This window comes from Sphingopyxis sp. GW821-FHT02C12, from assembly GCF_059421785.1.
Genome location: NZ_JBWKVQ010000001.1, coordinates 1,290,028 through 1,306,042, shown reverse-complemented (window position 1 = coordinate 1,306,042; position 16,015 = coordinate 1,290,028). Strand labels below are relative to the sequence as shown.

Here is a 16,015-nt window from a genome sequence, read left to right as displayed (position 1 = left end):
GCCGCCAAAGTCATGCGCATGATCGTCTCTCTCCCATTTTTGCTTGCGCGGATCGATTCCCCACGCCTATTGTTAGCGCTACCATGAAAGAAAGCGGCAGTGGCTGTCAAGCCATGGCAAAACGTCAGGGAGGGTGAACAACAAGGATGCGGAGCGTCGGGGCGACCCTGTCTGCGGCATGCGCGCTGCTGTTGCTCGCGGCGCCTTCCGCGCGGGCCGAGGACGGCTATGAGCTGTGGCTGCGCTATCGCCCGCTCACCCCATCCTATGCGACCAAGGTTGCCGCCATCGCGCCCGCACTTGTGGTCGATGCGCCACCCAGCCCAACAGTCGACGCCGGGACCGCCGAACTCGGCCGCGCCTTCGGCGTCTGGGCGGGCCACCCGCTCGCGATCGCCAGCGAGGATGACGCGGCGTTGCTCCTGTGCCGGCTCGACCAGCCCTGCGCCGCAGCACTGCCGCAGCGCAGCGTGCCCCCCCTGCCCGGTGCCTATCGCATCGACCGCGACGGTGGCCGCGTCGTCATTTCGGCCAACGACGACATCGGCCTGCTCTACGGCAGCTTCGCGCTGCTCCGCCACATCCAGCAACAGGCCCCGCTCGCCGAGCTGCCGCAGTCCGACGCCCCGCGCGTCGCGATCCGCATGCTCGACCATTGGGACAATGTCGATGGCAGCGTCGAGCGCGGCTATGCGGGGCGCTCGATCTTTCAATGGTGGCGCCTGCCGGGGTATGTCGATCCGCGGCTGACCGACTATGCGCGTGCCAACGCCTCGATCGGGATCAACGCGGTCGCGGTGAACAATGTCAACGCGCCCGCGACCTTCCTGACCCCGCGCTTCATCGCCAAGACCGCAGCGCTCGCCGATACGCTGCGCCCCTATGGCATCCGCGTCTTCCTGTCGGCACGCTTTTCGGCGCCGCGTGATCTGGGCGGGCTGGGCACCGCCGACCCGCTCGACCCCGACGTCCAGCGCTGGTGGCGGGCGAAGGCCGACGAGATTTACACCGCCATCCCCGATTTCGGCGGCTTTCTGGTCAAGGCCAACAGCGAAGGCCAGCCGGGGCCGCAGGATTATGGCCGCACCCACGCCGACGGCGCCAATATGCTGGCGCGCGCGGTGGGCCAGCGCGGCGTCGTGATCTGGCGCGCCTTCGTCTACGATCCCGACCCGGCGGTCGAACGCACGATGCAGGCCTATCGCGCTTTTCAGCCGCTCGACGGGCAGTTCGATGCCAATGTTGTCGTGCAGGTCAAGAACGGCCCGCTCGATTTCCAGCCGCGCGAGCCGGTGAGCCCGTTGTTCGGTGCGATGCCGCGAACCCGGCTCGGGCTCGAGCTGCAGATCACCAAGGAATATCTCGGCTTCTCGACCCACCTCGCCTATCTGGCGCCGCTGTTCGAAGAGGCGCTCGATACCGAAGGGCTGGGAGCGGACGGGCGCATGACGCTGGCGGACCTCGTCGCCGAACAGGGGCGGTCGGCGACCAGCCTGATCGCAGGGGTCGCCAATATCGGGTCCGACCGCAACTGGAGCGGGTCGCATTTCGACCAGGCCAACTGGTATGCCTTTGGCCGGCTGGCATGGAACCCCACCCTGTCGTCCGACGCCATCGCCCGCGAATGGGCGGCGCAGACTTTCGCCGCCGACCCGCAACTGGTCGACGCCGTCGCGGCGATGATGATGCCGAGCCGCCAGGCGGTGGTCGACACTATGACCCCGCTCGGCCTCGCGCATCTGATGGGCAGCGACCATCATTATGGACCCGCGCCGTGGGTCGACGATCTGGCCCGCCCCGACTGGAACCCGATCTATTACCACCGCGCCGATGCCGACGGGATCGGGTTCGATCGCACCGCGACCGGCAGCAACGCGCTCGCCCAATATCGCGCCCCGCTGGCGAAGCGCTACGCCGATCAGCGCGACCCTGCCCTGCCCTGGTTGCTGTGGTTTCACCGCAAGCGCTGGGACGACCGGCTGAGCACCGGGCGGACGGTATGGGACGAACTCGTCACGCGCTATGACCGCGGCGTCGCCGGGGTCGATGCGATGGCGGCGCGGTGGGACGGCCTGCACGGACTGGTGGACGCGCGGCGCCATTCCGAGGTCGCCGCACTGCTCGCAGTGCAGCAGGCCGAAGCGCGCTGGTGGCGCGACGCCTCGATCGCCTATTTCCAGTCGCTGTCGCGGCGTCCGCTGCCCGCGGGCCATGCCGCGCCGGCGCATTCGCTCGATTGGTACCGCGCCCAACGCTTCCCCGAGGCGCCCGGCATATGAGCGCGCCGCACCCCGCCCGATATTCGCCTAGCGCGGGCGGAAAAGAAGATTTAGGGACGCTGGCATGAGCCAAAAGAGCGCTACCATGCCCCGTCAGGGCCGCCGCCAGGGCAAGGCCCCGACCATTTCCGACGTCGCCGCCGCGGCGGGCTGTTCGCCGATGACGGTGAGCCGCGTGATCAACGGCGATTCCAACGTCCGCGCCGCGACGCGGCAGCAGGTGATGGAGGCGATCACCGCGCTGCGTTACATGCCGAACCGCGCCGCGCGCAGCCTCGCTGGCGGCGAGCAATTGCGGATCGCGCTGCTCTTCGACAATCCGTCGGCGTCGTACCTCAGCGAATTTCTGATGGGCGCGCTCGAAGAAGCGACGCGCAGCGATATCCACCTGATCGTGCAAAGCTGCCTCGACGTCGCCGACGCGCAGGCGCTGATGCGCAACCTGACGCAGGGCGGCATCAAGGGCTTCATCCTGCCGCCGCCCTTGTGCGACGACCAGAGCGTGCTCGACCTGGTCAGCGAACTCGATGCGATCGCGATCGCGGTCGGGCCGGGCAAGGCGACGGGGTCGCACGGCGCGGTGATGATCGACGATTTCCAGGCCGCGTACGACATGACCAAGCATATCATCGACCTGGGGCATGAACGCATCGGTTTCATCATCGGCAATCCCGAACAGGTCGCCAGCGGTCGCCGCTTGAACGGATATCGCGCCGCGATGACCGACGCGGGACTCGCCGTCCTCGACGAACTGATCGTGCAGGGGCGTTTCAGCTATCGGTCGGGAATGGATGGCGCCGAGCGGCTGCTCGCGGTCGATCCGCGACCGACCGCCATTTTCGCCTCGAACGACGATATGGCGGCGGCGACCGTCGCGGTCGCGCACCGGCGCCACCTCGACGTGCCGAACGACATCACCGTCTGCGGCTTCGACGATACCGCGATGGCGAGCACGATCTGGCCCGAACTGACGACGATCCGCCAGCCGATCCGCGAGATGACCGCCTGGGCGGTCGCCGCGATCGCCACCATCATGCGCGCGCGCAAGGCGGGCGAGCGCGCCGAGGAACAGCAGATGACCCTGCCCTATGCGTTGATCCGCCGCGAATCCGACGCGGCGCCGAGCCTCGCGACGCGCGCGGCAAAGGGTGTGGAGCGGCGGTGACGGCGCCCGACCAGCCCCCCCGATTGCGGTCACGCGACTGGTTCGACAATCCCGACCGCTGGGACATGACCGCGCTCTATCTCGAGCGCTTCATGAATTACGGCACGACCCCCGAGGAATTGCAGTCGGGCAAGCCGATCATCGGCATCGCGCAATCGGGCAGCGACCTGTCCCCGTGCAACCGCGTCCATGTCGACCTCGCCAGGCGTGTCCGCGACGGGATTCGCGATGCGGGGGGTATCCCGATCGAATTCCCGGTCCACCCGATCTTCGAAAACTGCCGCCGCCCGACCGCGGCGCTCGACCGGAACCTCGCCTATCTGGGACTCGTCGAGATTTTGAACGGCTATCCGCTCGACGCCGTCGTGCTCACCACCGGATGCGACAAGACGACGCCGTCGCAAGTGATGGCGGCGACCACGGTCGACATCCCGGCAATCGTGCTGTCGGGCGGGCCGATGCTCGACGGCTGGCACGACGGCGAACTCGTCGGATCGGGGACGGTGATCTGGCGCAGCCGCCGCGCGCTGTCGGCGGGGCTGATCGACGAGGCCGAATTCCTCGATCGCGCGACGTCGAGCGCGCCGTCATTGGGCCATTGCAATTCGATGGGCACCGCGTCGACGATGAACGCGGTCGCCGAGGCGCTGGGGCTGTCGCTCACCGGCTGCGCCGCGATCCCGGCGCCGTACCGCGAGCGCGGCCAATATGCCTATCGCACCGGGCGCCGCATCGTCGAAATGGTGCATGAGGATCTGCGCCCGTCGCGCATCTTGACGCGCGAGGCGTTCCTCAACGCGATCGCCACCGTCAGCGTGTGCGGCGGGTCGAGCAATGCCCAGCCGCATATCGTCGCGATGGCGCGGCACGCCGGGGTCGAGCTGGAGCCCGAGGTCTGGACCGACCATGGTTACGACCTGCCGCTGCTGGTCAACATGCAGCCAGCGGGGCAATATCTGGGCGAACGCTTCCACCGCGCCGGCGGGGTCCCCGCCGCGATGTGGGAATTGCTGAACGCGGGCAAGCTGATCGGCGACTGCCTGACGGTGACGGGGCGCAGCATCGCCGACAATCTGGCGGGGCACGAAAGCGGCGACCGCGAGATGATCCGCCCCTTCGCCGATCCCTTGCAGGCCAAGGCGGGATTCCTGACCCTCAAGGGCAATCTGTTCGATTTCGCGGTGATGAAGACGTCGGTGATCTCGGATGAGTTTCGTACCCGCTACCTGTCGCGCCCCGGTGCCGAAGGCGTGTTCGAGGCACGCGCGGTCGTGTTCGACGGGTCGGACGACTATCATCACCGGATCAACGACCCGGCGCTCGCCATCGACGAACATTGCATCCTGGTGATGCGCTCGTCGGGCATCCTCGGCTGGCCGGGGTCGGCCGAGGTGGTCAACATGCAACCGCCCGACGCGCTGATCCAGCGCGGCATATTATGGCTTCCCACCTTGGGCGACGGGCGCCAGTCGGGAACGTCAGACAGCCCGTCGATCCTCAACGCCTCGCCCGAAAGCGCGGCGGGGGGCGGGCTGGCGTGGCTGCGCGATGGCGATATGATCCGGGTCGATCTGAACGCCGGCACCTGCGACATGCTGGTCGACGCCGACGAGATCGAACGGCGCAAGGCCGACGGTCTGCCCGACATCCCGCCGAGCAATACGCCGTGGGAAGAGCTGTTCCGCGAAAAGACCGGCCAGCTTGGCGAGGGCGGGGTGATGGAATTCGCGCTCAAATATCGCCAGACGTCGAAGACGCTGCCGCGCCACAATCACTGACGCGCGGTCAGCGGATCGGGATCTCGAAGCTGGTGACGGGCAGGTTCGCGCCGTCGAACAGGTTGACGATCGGCGTATCGGCCCAGGCATAGCGGACACGCGTCGCCGGCTGGCCGTCGGCGGCGACCCGCACCGTCGCGCCGTCGGCAACGGCGGCGGCGAAGCGGCAGCTGCCCGCGGCGGCGTCGCACAGCTCGAAGCCGATCGCCCCGTCGCTACTCCAGCTGGCCAGCGCCCCGGTCACCTCGTCGAACCGCACAACCACCGCATCGCCCTGCCGCGACGCACCGGTGACGCGCGGCAAGGGCAGGCCGCCCGCCGCGCGGGCGAGCCGGTGTCCGAGTTCGATCTTGTTCGCGGGGTGGATATCGAGCCGTTCGCCGAGGTCGAGCGCCGGGACCAGCGTCACCGTCGTATCGGCATCGGCGGCGCGGCGCTGTTCGTCGCGGAGCAGCGCCCAGCCGCTCTCGGTCGGTTTCGCCGCCGGCGCGCCGAAATTAGCCAGGCCGACGACCAGCACGGGCAGGTCGGCGCGACCGAACTGCTGGCGCCAGCCGCCGATCAACGCCGCGAGGCGTGCGTCATATTTCGGTATGCCGACATCGGCCTCGCCCTGATACCAGGCGATGCCGTCGAGGCGGATCGCGCCGAGCGGCGCGACCATCGCATTGTGGATCAGGCCCAGCCCGGCGATCTGGTCCCAAGGCGGGCGCGGAGCGCCGCCCGCCTGCATCGTCGCGATCGCGTAGGACCAGCCGTCGCCGATCGGGATGGTGCTGCCATCGGCGAAGCTCAGCTTGAGCACGTCGGCGGGTCCCCGGAACCCGCCATTGCCCCAGCTGTCGCCGACGAGCACGACGATCTCGTTGACGCCCGCGCGCCAGTGTCCGGCGGGAACGGCATAATGGCGTGCGTCGGACCAGCTGAATGTATTGGCGACCACTTTGCCGTTGATGAAAGTCTCGTCGCTGTCGTCGATGACGCCGAGCGAGAGCGTCGCGCCTTGGGCGGCCTGTGCGGCGGTCAACGTGACGCTGCGCCGCGCCCAGACATAACCGTTGAAGGCCTTGAAGTCGGTCCCCTTCCATTCGTCCCAATAGGACATCGATGGAAAGGGCGTCCATGTCAGGCGATCGGGCTGGTTCCACGGTTCGTTCCCCGCCGCATCGCCGCTGAGTTTTCGCCACCAGTCGGCCCAGCGCGGAAAAAACGCCTGGTTCGCCGCAAGCGGATCGCGCGTGTAGAGTGCCAGCAAGTCGGCTTCGCCTTCACCATAGATGGCGCGCGTCGCCGCGGGGGCGAGCCAGGCCCGGATCTGCGTGCCGCCCCAGGTCGCGTCGATCGCGCCGATCGCGACCCCACGCGCCGCGCGCAGGTCACGCGCCATATAGTAACAGGCGGCGGAAAAATCGGGGACGCTGTCGGCCGACGCCGGCAGCCACGACGGCGCGGCGGAAAAGCGGGTTTGCGGCACCGTCGCCGTCGCCTTTTCGACCGTCAGCAGCCGCAGGCCGGAGTCGACAAAACCGCCCGCCTGGTTGTCGAAATCGAGCGCGCGGCGCACCGGCAATTCCATGTTCGACTGGCCCGAACAGAGCCAGACGTCGCCGAGCATGACGTCTTTCGCCGTCGCGACCGCGCGTCCGTCGGCGCCGCGAACGGTTAGATCATAGGGGCCGCCCGCCGAAAGCGCGGCCAGGCGCGCCTGCCACGCCCCGTCGCGGTCGGCGGTCGCGGTTGCCCTGTTACCGGCCAGTTCGACGGTCAGCTTTTCGCCCGGCGCCGCGGTGCCTGCGACCGCGATCGGCTGGCCGCGCTGGATCACGGCGTGGTCGGCAAAAGCGGGCGCCAGCGCGACTTGTGCCGCTGAAGGAAAAGCCACGAAGGCCGCGACCAAAGCGATCAGCGCGCGGCCGATCACGACGCGCGCACCAGCGGTAGCGGATGGCCACCGACCTTTGGACGGAATGCGAACAAGGCGCCCGCGAGCGGCTGCGCGGCGCGGTCGGCGTCGATCATTTCCTGATGCGCCGAGGTCGCATAGAGCGTCGCGAGGCCGGCGCCGCCAAAGGCGAGCTTGGTGATGTTGGCGGTCGGGAAATCAACCTTCGCAATCTCCTCGCCCGCCGGGTTGAAACAGCGCGCCGCCCAGCCGGCGTAGCAGCCGACCCAGAGATTGCCCGCGGCGTCGGTGATCGATCCGTCGGGGTGACCCATATCGCCGCTGAAGGTCACAAATGGTCGCAGCGCGCCGGGCATCCCGTCCGCCCCGATCGTCGCGGCCCAGATTTTCCCGGCCATCGTGTCGGTGAAATAGATCGTCGCCCCGTCGGGCGCGATGGCGGGGCCGTTGGTGATCGCGACCTTGCTCGGCCCGGCTTGCTCGACATGCCCCGCCGCCAGGCGATAGAAGCTGCCGGTTTCGGCAACGCACGCGTTATCCATCGACCCGAACCAGACCGCACCGGTGGCATCGGTGCACGCGTCGTTGAGGCGGTTGCCCGGCATGTCGGGCTCGACCGCGAGCCAGGCGGCGAATGCGCCGCTCGCGGGGTCGAACCAGTGCAGCCCGTCCTGCAATCCGCAGAGCAGCCGCCCGTCCTCCGCCGGCAGCGCCCAGCCGATTTCGCCCGGTGCGTCCCATTGGTCGAGTGTCGACGACGCGGGATCGAAACGGAAAAGCCGGCGCAGCTTGATGTCGACGAACCACAGGCGCTGGCGCGCGGCGTCCCAGACCGGCCCCTCGCCCAGCGACGTCGAGGGAAAGGCGACCGGTTCGGGCACGATCGCCATCAGCGCCAGCCCGCGTCGACCCAATAATCGTGACCGGTGCACATACGCGCGTCGTCGGAGGCGAGGAACAGCGCCATCGCCGCGATATCGGCAGGCTGGATGCGCGCCTTCAGACATTGCGCCGCAATAATTTCCGCCTCGCCCTCGGGAGTGTACCATTGCGCCTGGCGCGGGGTTTCGACATTGCCGGGGATGATCGTGTTGACGCGGATATTGTCGGCGCCGAGTTCGCGCGCCATCGACCGCGTCATGCCCTCGATCGCGGCCTTGGCGGTCTGGTAGAGGACAAGGTCGGGCAGCGCGAGATGCCAGCTGATCGACCCGAAATTGACGATCGATCCGCCCCCGGCGGCCTTCATCCCCGGGATCACCGCCTGCGCCGCAAAGAAGAGGTGGCGCAGGTTGACCGCGATCCTTTCGTCCCAATAGGCCGGCGTCACGTCGCCAATCGCATGGCGGTCGTCGCTCGCCGCATTGTTGAGCAATATGTCGAAATCGCCCATTTCGGCGGAAAGATCGGCGATATTGCGCCCGAGGCTGGCAAGGTCGGTGAGGTCGCACAGCGCGAAGCGCGGCGCCACCGCGACCGCGCCCGACAGCCGTTCGACCAGCACGGCGCCCGCGTCGCCCTGCATATCGAGGAAGGCGACATGCGCGCCCTGTTCCGCAAAGCCGGTCACCAGCGCTTCGCCTATCCCGGTCGCGCCGCCGGTCACCAGCACGCGCTTACCGGCGAGGCTGGGATATTTCGCCGCCGATGTGTCGATCATGGTCGCCCGAGTCAGCACGCTCAATCCCCCGTGTAGACCGTTTTGATCTGGGTGTAGAATTCGACCGCGGCAAAGCCCTGTTCGCGCGCACCATAGCTCGATTTTCGCGTCCCGCCGAACGGCACATGATAATCGACCCCGGCGGTCGGCAGATTGACCATCACCATGCCGGCGCGGACATGTTTGCGGAAATGGCGGGCGTGTTTCTGGCTGTTGGTGACGATGCCCGACGACAGCCCGAATTCGCCGGCGTTGGCGAGTTCGAGCGCGGCGTCATAATCTTTGACCCGCACCGTCGAGACCACCGGGCCGAACACCTCTTCGTTGTTGATCCGCATGTCGGGATCGGTATCGGCGATCAGCGTCGGCGCCATATAATAGCCCGGCGTCGCGCCCTTCACCGCATCGCCGCCGGTGACACAGCGCCCGCCTTCGTCAACGGCGATCTTCGCATAGCGCAGATTCTGTTCGAACTGCGCTTCGCTCGCGGCGGGACCGACCTGCGTTTCGGGGTCGAGCGCCGCGCCGACGCGCAGCCCCTTGGCCTTTTCCGCCAGCGCCGCGACGAAGCGGTCGTGGATCGCGTCCTCGACGATCACCCGCGACGAAGCGGTGCAGCGCTGCCCGGTCTGGAAAAAGCCGCCGTCGAGGGCGATTCCCACCGCCTTGTCGAGGTCGGCATCGGCGAGGATGACGAGCGGGTTCTTGCCGCCCATCTCCAGCTGCACCCGCGCCTGCCGCATCATCGCGGCCATGCCGACCTTGGCGCCGACCCCCTGCGAGCCGGTGAAGGAGATGGCGTCGACATCGGGATGATCGGCGATCGCTGCGCCGACCTGGCCCTGCCCCAGAACGAGGTTGAACACTCCCGGCGGCGCGCCGCATTCCATGATGATGTCGGCGAGCGCGCTTGCGGTCGCCGGCGTGACATTGGCGGGCTTCATCACCACCGCATTGCCGAAGGCGAGTGCGGGAGCGGCCTTCCACGCCGGGATCGCGATCGGAAAATTCCACGGCGTGATAAGGCCATAGACGCCGACCGCCTCGCGATAGGTCGCGACGTCGAGCCCGGGGCGCGTCGATTCGAGCGTCTGGCCGTGACGGCGCAGCGCCTCGCCGCCGAAATAGCGGAAGATGCGCGCGGCGCGCATCACTTCGCCCATGCCCTCGGCGCTGGTCTTCCCTTCCTCGCGCGCGAGCAGTTCGCCAAGCTCGGCGGCACGCGCCATGATCGTCGCCGCGACCTTGTCGAGCAGGTCGGCGCGGACTTCGGGTGAGGCATAGGCCCAGCCCGGCTGCGCGGCGCGCGCGGCGGCGACCGCGGCATCGACCGCGGCGGCGTCACCCGCCGGGAACAGCGCCACGACCTCGTCGGTATTCGACGGGTTCAGGCTTTCCAGCGCGGCGCTGTCGGCGCCGATGCGTTCGCCGTTTATCAAATGGCCAAGCTTCAAAGTCATTGTGCAGTCGGATCCTTCAGATGCGATCGATGAGCCCGCGGCTCGCCAGATTGCGGAACAGGGCCGCGATGCCCAGCGTCCAGGCGGGGGCATCGCGCGATGTGGTGACAATATTCTCCAGCGTCCCTAGTCGTTCGGCCGAGATCGTCACCCGGTCGCCGACCTTGTGGGTGAAACCGCCGCCGACGACGTCGCGGTCTTGGGTCGGTGCGAACAAGGTGCCGAGATAGAGCGCATAGCCGTCGGGATAATGATGCTCGCTGCGCGCCTGCGCCGCGAGGTCGAGCGGATCGCGGCTGATCTGCCCCATATGATTGTGGCCGGTCAGCACATAGCCGTCGGCGCCCTCGATACGCAGGTCGACCTCGGCACCCCGGACATCGTCGATGGTGAAGCCATCGTCGAACAGGCGGATGAAGGGGCCGAGCGCGGCCGAGGCATTATTGTCCTTCGCCTTGCCGAGCAGCAACGCCGAGCGACCCTCGAAATCGCGCAGGTTCACGTCGTTGCCGAGCGTCGCACCGACCGCCTGACCCGCGCCGTCCATGATCAGCGCGACCTCGGGTTCGGGGTTGTTCCAGCTCGAATCCGACCGCACGCCGATCGGCGCGCCATAACCGACCGACGATAGCACCGCCGATTTGGTGAAGACCTCGGCATCGGGGCCGATCGCGACCTCGAGATATTGCGACCACATGCCCTCGGCGATCAGCGCCGCCTTGAGCGCCGCAGCCTCCGGCGAGCCCGGAACCACCGATCTTATGCCCTGCCCGACATGCTGTTCCAGCCCGGCGCGGATGGTCGCCGCCTGCGAGGCGTCGCCGCGCGCGCGTTCCTCGATCACCCGTTCGATCGCCGAGACGGCGAAGGTCACCCCCGCCGCCTTGATGCACTGCAGGTCGATGGGGCTGAGCAAGGTCGCGCCATCGGGCAGCGTCGGGGCGTCCGCGTCGAGTTCGGCCAACACATTTCCATGTTCGGGCAGCCATTGTCGCCGCGCGATCGCCGCCGATACCGTCGCGGCGCTGGGGGTGAGGTCATGGAGCGTGCCGCCGTCGATCAGCACGGGGGTCGGCCCCGCACCAAAATCGACTCGCCCGAGCAGGCGCGCGGTGCGCCAATCGGACGGCAAAACGGCCTTCAACGCAAAACCCATTGACCTGAAACCTCCCCGCAGCCATTGTTGTGATAGCGCTACCATCACGCTCTAGGGGATCGTGTCAAGGTTGGCGATAGAAAATCATGCGCCGCGAGGAAGGGATACCCGACCGGACGCATGGGGCGGGAGGAACGGGTTGCCAGGTTGGCGCAATATTGCTTGGCCGGCGCCAGCGCTGGTGTTGGCGCTGGCGACCGCACCGGTCGCCGCGCAGGGTGCCGCCGCGCCGGTCGCTCGCTTCGACTATGTCGCCTATTCGGGCACGCCCGATGCCGAATCATCTGCCCTGAAACCCGGCGAATTCGCCAATCCGGTGCTCCCGGGGTTCCAGCCCGACCCGTCGGTCGTCCGGGTCGGCGACGATTTTTATCTGGTCAATTCGACCTTCAGCTGGTTCCCGGGCCTGCCGGTCTATCACAGCCGCGACCTCGTCCACTGGCGCCAGATCGGCAATGCGATCGACCGGCCCGGCCAGCTGACGATCGGCAAGGTCGGGGTGACGCGCGGCCTGTTCGCGCCGGCGATCAGCCACCACGGCGACCGTTTCTATATCGTCAACACCTGCATCGACTGCGACGGCAATTTCATCATCACCGCCGACGATCCCGCCGGACCCTGGTCCGACCCGCATTGGCTCGAATTCGGCGGGATCGACCCGTCGCTGTTCGTCGATGACGATGGCCGCGCGTGGATCGCCTATAATGACGCGCCGCCCGGCGAGCCCGAATATGACGGCCACCGGGCGCTGTGGATCCAGCAGATCGACCTTGCCGCGATGAAGATGGCCACGACGCGCACCCTGCTTGTCGACAAGGGCGTCGTGGCCGCCGACAAGCCGGTTTGGGCCGAGGGGCCGCATATCTACAAGGTCGGGCGCTTTTATTATCTGACCGCGGCCGAGGGCGGCACCGCCGACCGGCACAGCCAGACGATCTACCGCGCCGAGACGGTGACCGGGCCCTATGTCGCGGGTCCGCACAATCCGATCCTGACCCAGCGCGACCTGCCCGAGAGCCGCGCGTGGCCGGTGCAGGCGACCGGCCATGCCGACTTCGTGCAGATCGCTGACGGCAGCTGGTGGGCGGTGTTCCTCGCGACGCGCCCCTATACGGGCCAGCAGACCAATTTGGGGCGCGAGACGTTCCTGTTGCCGGTGACATGGCAGGACGGCTGGCCGGAGATATTGCCGCCGGGGGCGGCGATACCGCCGACCGCCAGGCGCCCCGCCCTGCCGGCGTTCGCGGGCGACAGCCTCGACGACTGGCGCGACGAATTCGACGACAGCCGGCTGGCGCTCGAATGGATGATGCTGCGCACGCCGCGCGGGCGAAACTGGTGGAGCCTGTCGGACCAGCGCGGCGCGCTGCACCTGACCGCGCGGCCGGTCGCCGCGGGATCGCTCGACCAGCCGAGTTTCGTCGGCAAAAGATTGCGCCACCATGACGCGGTGATCGAGACCAGCGTCGCGTTCGCGCCGCAGGCGGTCGGCGACCGTGCCGGGCTGCTCGCGCTCACCGACGAGAATCATTTCCTCTTCCTCGGCCGCGAGCGGCTGGCGGACGGCGACGCGATCGTCGCGCGCCGCCGCGCCAGCGCCGGCGAACCGGCGGACGGCGTGATGACGAGCCGCGTCGCGCTCGCCGACAAGGCGCCAGCGGCGATCGACCTGCAGGTCCGCATCAGACGCGACAAGGCCGACCTGCGGTGGCGCGTGCACGGCGGCGCCGACTGGCAGCAACTCGCGACCGGGGTCGACGCGTCGATCCTCGCGACCGTCGGCGCCGGCCTGTTCACCGGCGCGGTGATCGGCCCGCACGCCGCGCGCGCGGACGCGGCGCCTTGAACGCCCCCGCCCCCGTCCGCGTCGTCATATTGGGCGGCGGCACCGCCGGCTGGATGACCGCCGCCGCGCTCGCCAAATTGCTGCCCGGACAGGCCGACATCGAGCTGATCGAGTCCGAGGAAATCGGCATCGTCGGGGTCGGCGAAGCGACCCTGCCGCATCTGCGCGAATTCATCCGCCGCCTCGGCCTCGACGAGATGGAATTCATGCGCACCACCCGCGCGACCTTCAAGCTCGGCATCGACTTCGTCGATTTCGGTGCAATCGGCGAGCGTTATATCCACCCCTTCGGCGCTTATGGTACCGACATAGCGGGGGTCGGTTTCCACCATTATTGGCTGCGGATGCAGGCCGCGGGCGCGGTCCCGCCGATCGACGATTTCTCGCTGCCGATCGTCGCGGCGCGCGGCAAACGCTTCGCCCCGGTCCCGGAGGGCGGCGACCTCCTCGATAGCAGCTACAGCTATGCCTATCAGTTCGACGCCACCCGCATGGCGCCGATGCTGCGCCGCTTCGCCGAGGCGCATGGCACCCGGCGCACCGAGGGCAAGGTCGTCGCGGTCGAACGCGACGCGGCGAGCGGCGATGTCGCGCGGCTGCGCACCGATCGCGGCGATGTGATCGAAGGCGACCTGTTCATCGACTGCTCGGGATTTCGCGCGCTGCTGATCGGTGAAACCCTGCAATCGCCATGGGAGGATTGGTCCGAATGGTTGCCGTGCGACCGCGCCGCCGCCCTGCCCTGCGCCTCGCCCGACGGTCCGATCGAACCCTATACGCGCGCGACCGCGATGCCCGCCGGCTGGCGCTGGCGCATCCCGCTCCAGCACCGCGTCGGCAACGGCTATGTCTTTTCCAGCAATCATGTGTCGGAGGATGAGGCGTGCGCCGCGATCCTCGGCGCGGTCGAGGGCGAGCCGCTCGCCGACCCGCGCGTGCTGCGCTTTCGCGCCGGGCGGCGGACGAAAAGCTGGGATCGCAACGTCGTCGCGATCGGGCTCGCCAGCGGCTTCCTCGAACCGCTCGAATCGACGAGCATTCACCTCGTCCAGCAAGCGGTCACGCGGCTGGTCGAGCTGTTTCCGCAGCGCCGGATCGACGCGTGCGATCGCGACAGTTTCAACGCGCTGGTCGACCGCGAATATGACCGCATCCGCGACTTCCTGATCCTCCACTATCATGCGACGCGGCGCGACGATTCGGACTTCTGGAACCATGTCCGCACGATGGCGCTGCCCCCCGAACTCGAACGCAAGATGGCGCTGTGGAAAGACAGCGGGCGGGTCGAACGCTATACCGAGGGCCTGTTCCTCGAGGCGAGCTGGGTCGCGGTGTACCTCGGCCAGGGGGTGATGCCGCGCGGATACGACCAGCGCGCCGACATCCCGCCGCAGAACCGCGTCGCGCAGTCGCTGGCGGACCTCGACGGCGCGATCCGGAGCCGCGTCGCGGCGTGGCCCGACCACGCCGAATATCTGCGAGCGGCGGGGGCGTGGGAGGCGGCATGACCGGCGCGCACGCCCAAACCCGGTCGGTGCTGGTCATCGGCGACGGTATCGTCGGCCTCGCGGCGGCGATCGCGCTGCGCCGGGCATTGCCGGGCGCGGCGGTCACGCTCGTCCAGCTGCCGGCCAATCGGGAAAGCTGGATCGACCGGCTCGGCGCGGCCACGCCGGTCATCCACAAATTCCATCGCCAGGTCGGGCTCGACCCCCGGCTGTTCGCCCGGCGCGCCAAGGCCGAACCGGTTCATCTGCGACGCTATGTCGCGGCGGATGGCACCGCGGTTCGCGAGGCGGCCACCGCCGCGATTCCCTTCGTCGAGGGCGTCGCGCTCCATCAGATCTGGCTCCGCCACCGCGCCGAAACCACCGACGCCACCCCCGATTTCGCCGCGATGCTGCTCGCGCTTCGCGACGCGCGCGGCGACGAGGGCGGTTTCGGCGCGCGTTTCGATGCCGCCGCTTATGCCGCCCTGCTCGGCGACATGGCGGCGACGCTGAACATCGTCCGGCGCGACGCCGCCGGCATTCGGGTCGAAACCGACGGCGAGGCCATCCAGGGCATCGTCATTCCGGCGGGCGAAACGCTGACCGCCGATCTTTACATCGACGCCGCCGGTCCATGCTCGCGCCTGCTGTCGGCGCTGGACATCGGCTGGCACGGCTGGTCGCCATGGCTTCCGGCGCTGACGCTTGCCGTCGCGCCCGGAGGCGGCGGGGCGGTCGGCGAGGAGGTGCTGGCGACGACGCCCGACGGACTCGACTGGCAAACGCGCCGCTGGCGCGCGACGATCGCACCCGGCGGCGGCCCCGCGCCCGGTCGTCTCGTGCAAAGCTGGCAAGGCAATGCCGTCGCGATCGGCGAGGCCGCGGTCCGCGTCCCGGTCGTCGACGGCAGCCTGCTGGGCAACGCGATCGAGGACATATTGCGCGTCATCGCGCTGCTGCCGCGCCCCGACGGCCAAGGCCGCGACACGCGCGAATATGTCAGGCGGACCGCCATCGCGCAGGATGCGCTCGGCGACTGGAGCAGCCTGTGCCTCGCCCCCGACGGTACCGCGCGATCCGACAGCCTGATCGCGATGCTGACGGCGTTCGACGCGCGCGGTCGCATCGCAACCGCCGAACTCGACCCGATCGCCCCCGGCCAGTGGCTGGCACGCCTGATGGCGCTGCGCCCGCCGCCGCGCCGCATCGACCCAACCGCGCTGGCGCTGTCCGAGGACATCGTCCGAACGACCATCGCCCGCGCGGCACCCCAATGAG

11 protein-coding genes are annotated in these 16,015 nt (G+C 68.6%); 6 read left to right on the top strand and 5 right to left on the bottom strand.

What is annotated here, in order from left to right; translation table 11 throughout:
- Positions 1-146 precede the first annotated feature (146 nt).
- The 3 genes from AC07U1_RS06155 to AC07U1_RS06145 all read left to right on the top strand — a co-directional run bounded on the left by AC07U1_RS06155 (position 147) and on the right by AC07U1_RS06145 (position 5,222).
- Positions 147-2,279: an alpha-glucuronidase family glycosyl hydrolase gene (locus tag AC07U1_RS06155; RefSeq protein WP_495177139.1), complete on the top strand. Its 2,133-nt coding sequence runs from the start codon at positions 147-149 to the stop codon at positions 2,277-2,279.
- Positions 2,280-2,343: 64 nt separating this feature from the next.
- Complete coding sequence (locus tag AC07U1_RS06150; protein WP_492742953.1) at positions 2,344-3,444, top strand: LacI family DNA-binding transcriptional regulator; 1,101 nt, start codon at positions 2,344-2,346, stop codon at positions 3,442-3,444.
- A complete protein-coding gene (locus AC07U1_RS06145) occupies positions 3,441-5,222 on the top strand; it encodes an IlvD/Edd family dehydratase (protein ID WP_495177140.1) in 1,782 nt (593 codons plus the stop codon). The genes AC07U1_RS06150 and AC07U1_RS06145 overlap by 4 nt, the downstream gene beginning before the upstream one ends.
- Before the next feature lie 7 nt (positions 5,223-5,229).
- Here the strand turns inward: AC07U1_RS06145 and AC07U1_RS06140 are convergent, their stop codons facing one another.
- The 5 genes from AC07U1_RS06140 to AC07U1_RS06120 are packed head-to-tail and all read right to left on the bottom strand — an operon-like array spanning position 5,230 to position 11,401.
- Complete coding sequence (locus AC07U1_RS06140; RefSeq protein WP_495177141.1) at positions 5,230-7,143, bottom strand: sialate O-acetylesterase; 1,914 nt, start codon at positions 7,141-7,143, stop codon at positions 5,230-5,232.
- On the bottom strand, positions 7,140-8,015 hold the full coding sequence (locus tag AC07U1_RS06135; protein WP_495177142.1) for an SMP-30/gluconolactonase/LRE family protein: 876 nt from the start codon (positions 8,013-8,015) through the stop codon (positions 7,140-7,142). The genes AC07U1_RS06140 and AC07U1_RS06135 overlap by 4 nt, the downstream gene beginning before the upstream one ends.
- Positions 8,015-8,785, bottom strand: coding sequence for a D-xylose 1-dehydrogenase (gene xylB / locus AC07U1_RS06130; RefSeq protein ID WP_495177143.1), 771 nt, complete (start codon positions 8,783-8,785; stop codon positions 8,015-8,017). The genes AC07U1_RS06135 and xylB overlap by 1 nt, the downstream gene beginning before the upstream one ends.
- Before the next feature lie 20 nt (positions 8,786-8,805).
- Entirely contained in the window at positions 8,806-10,245 is a 1,440-nt protein-coding gene (locus AC07U1_RS06125; RefSeq protein ID WP_495177144.1) for an aldehyde dehydrogenase family protein, read from the bottom strand.
- Positions 10,246-10,261: 16 nt separating this feature from the next.
- Positions 10,262-11,401 carry a fumarylacetoacetate hydrolase family protein gene (locus AC07U1_RS06120; RefSeq protein WP_495177145.1) on the bottom strand — a complete coding sequence of 380 codons (1,140 nt, stop codon included), beginning with the start codon at positions 11,399-11,401 and terminating at the stop codon, positions 10,262-10,264.
- Positions 11,402-11,582: 181 nt separating this feature from the next.
- On the opposite strand from AC07U1_RS06120, the gene AC07U1_RS06115 reads away from it, so the two are divergent.
- The 3 genes from AC07U1_RS06115 to AC07U1_RS06105 are packed head-to-tail and all read left to right on the top strand — an operon-like array spanning position 11,583 to position 16,014.
- Positions 11,583-13,247 carry a glycoside hydrolase family 43 protein gene (locus tag AC07U1_RS06115; RefSeq protein WP_495177146.1) on the top strand — a complete coding sequence of 555 codons (1,665 nt, stop codon included), beginning with the start codon at positions 11,583-11,585 and terminating at the stop codon, positions 13,245-13,247.
- Positions 13,244-14,755 carry a tryptophan halogenase family protein gene (locus AC07U1_RS06110; RefSeq protein WP_495177147.1) on the top strand — a complete coding sequence of 504 codons (1,512 nt, stop codon included), beginning with the start codon at positions 13,244-13,246 and terminating at the stop codon, positions 14,753-14,755. Before AC07U1_RS06115 ends, AC07U1_RS06110 begins: the two co-directional genes overlap by 4 nt.
- Positions 14,752-16,014, top strand: a complete 1,263-nt coding sequence (locus tag AC07U1_RS06105; protein ID WP_495177148.1) for a tryptophan 7-halogenase — start codon at positions 14,752-14,754, stop codon at positions 16,012-16,014. Before AC07U1_RS06110 ends, AC07U1_RS06105 begins: the two co-directional genes overlap by 4 nt.
- Position 16,015: the final 1 nt, after the last annotated feature.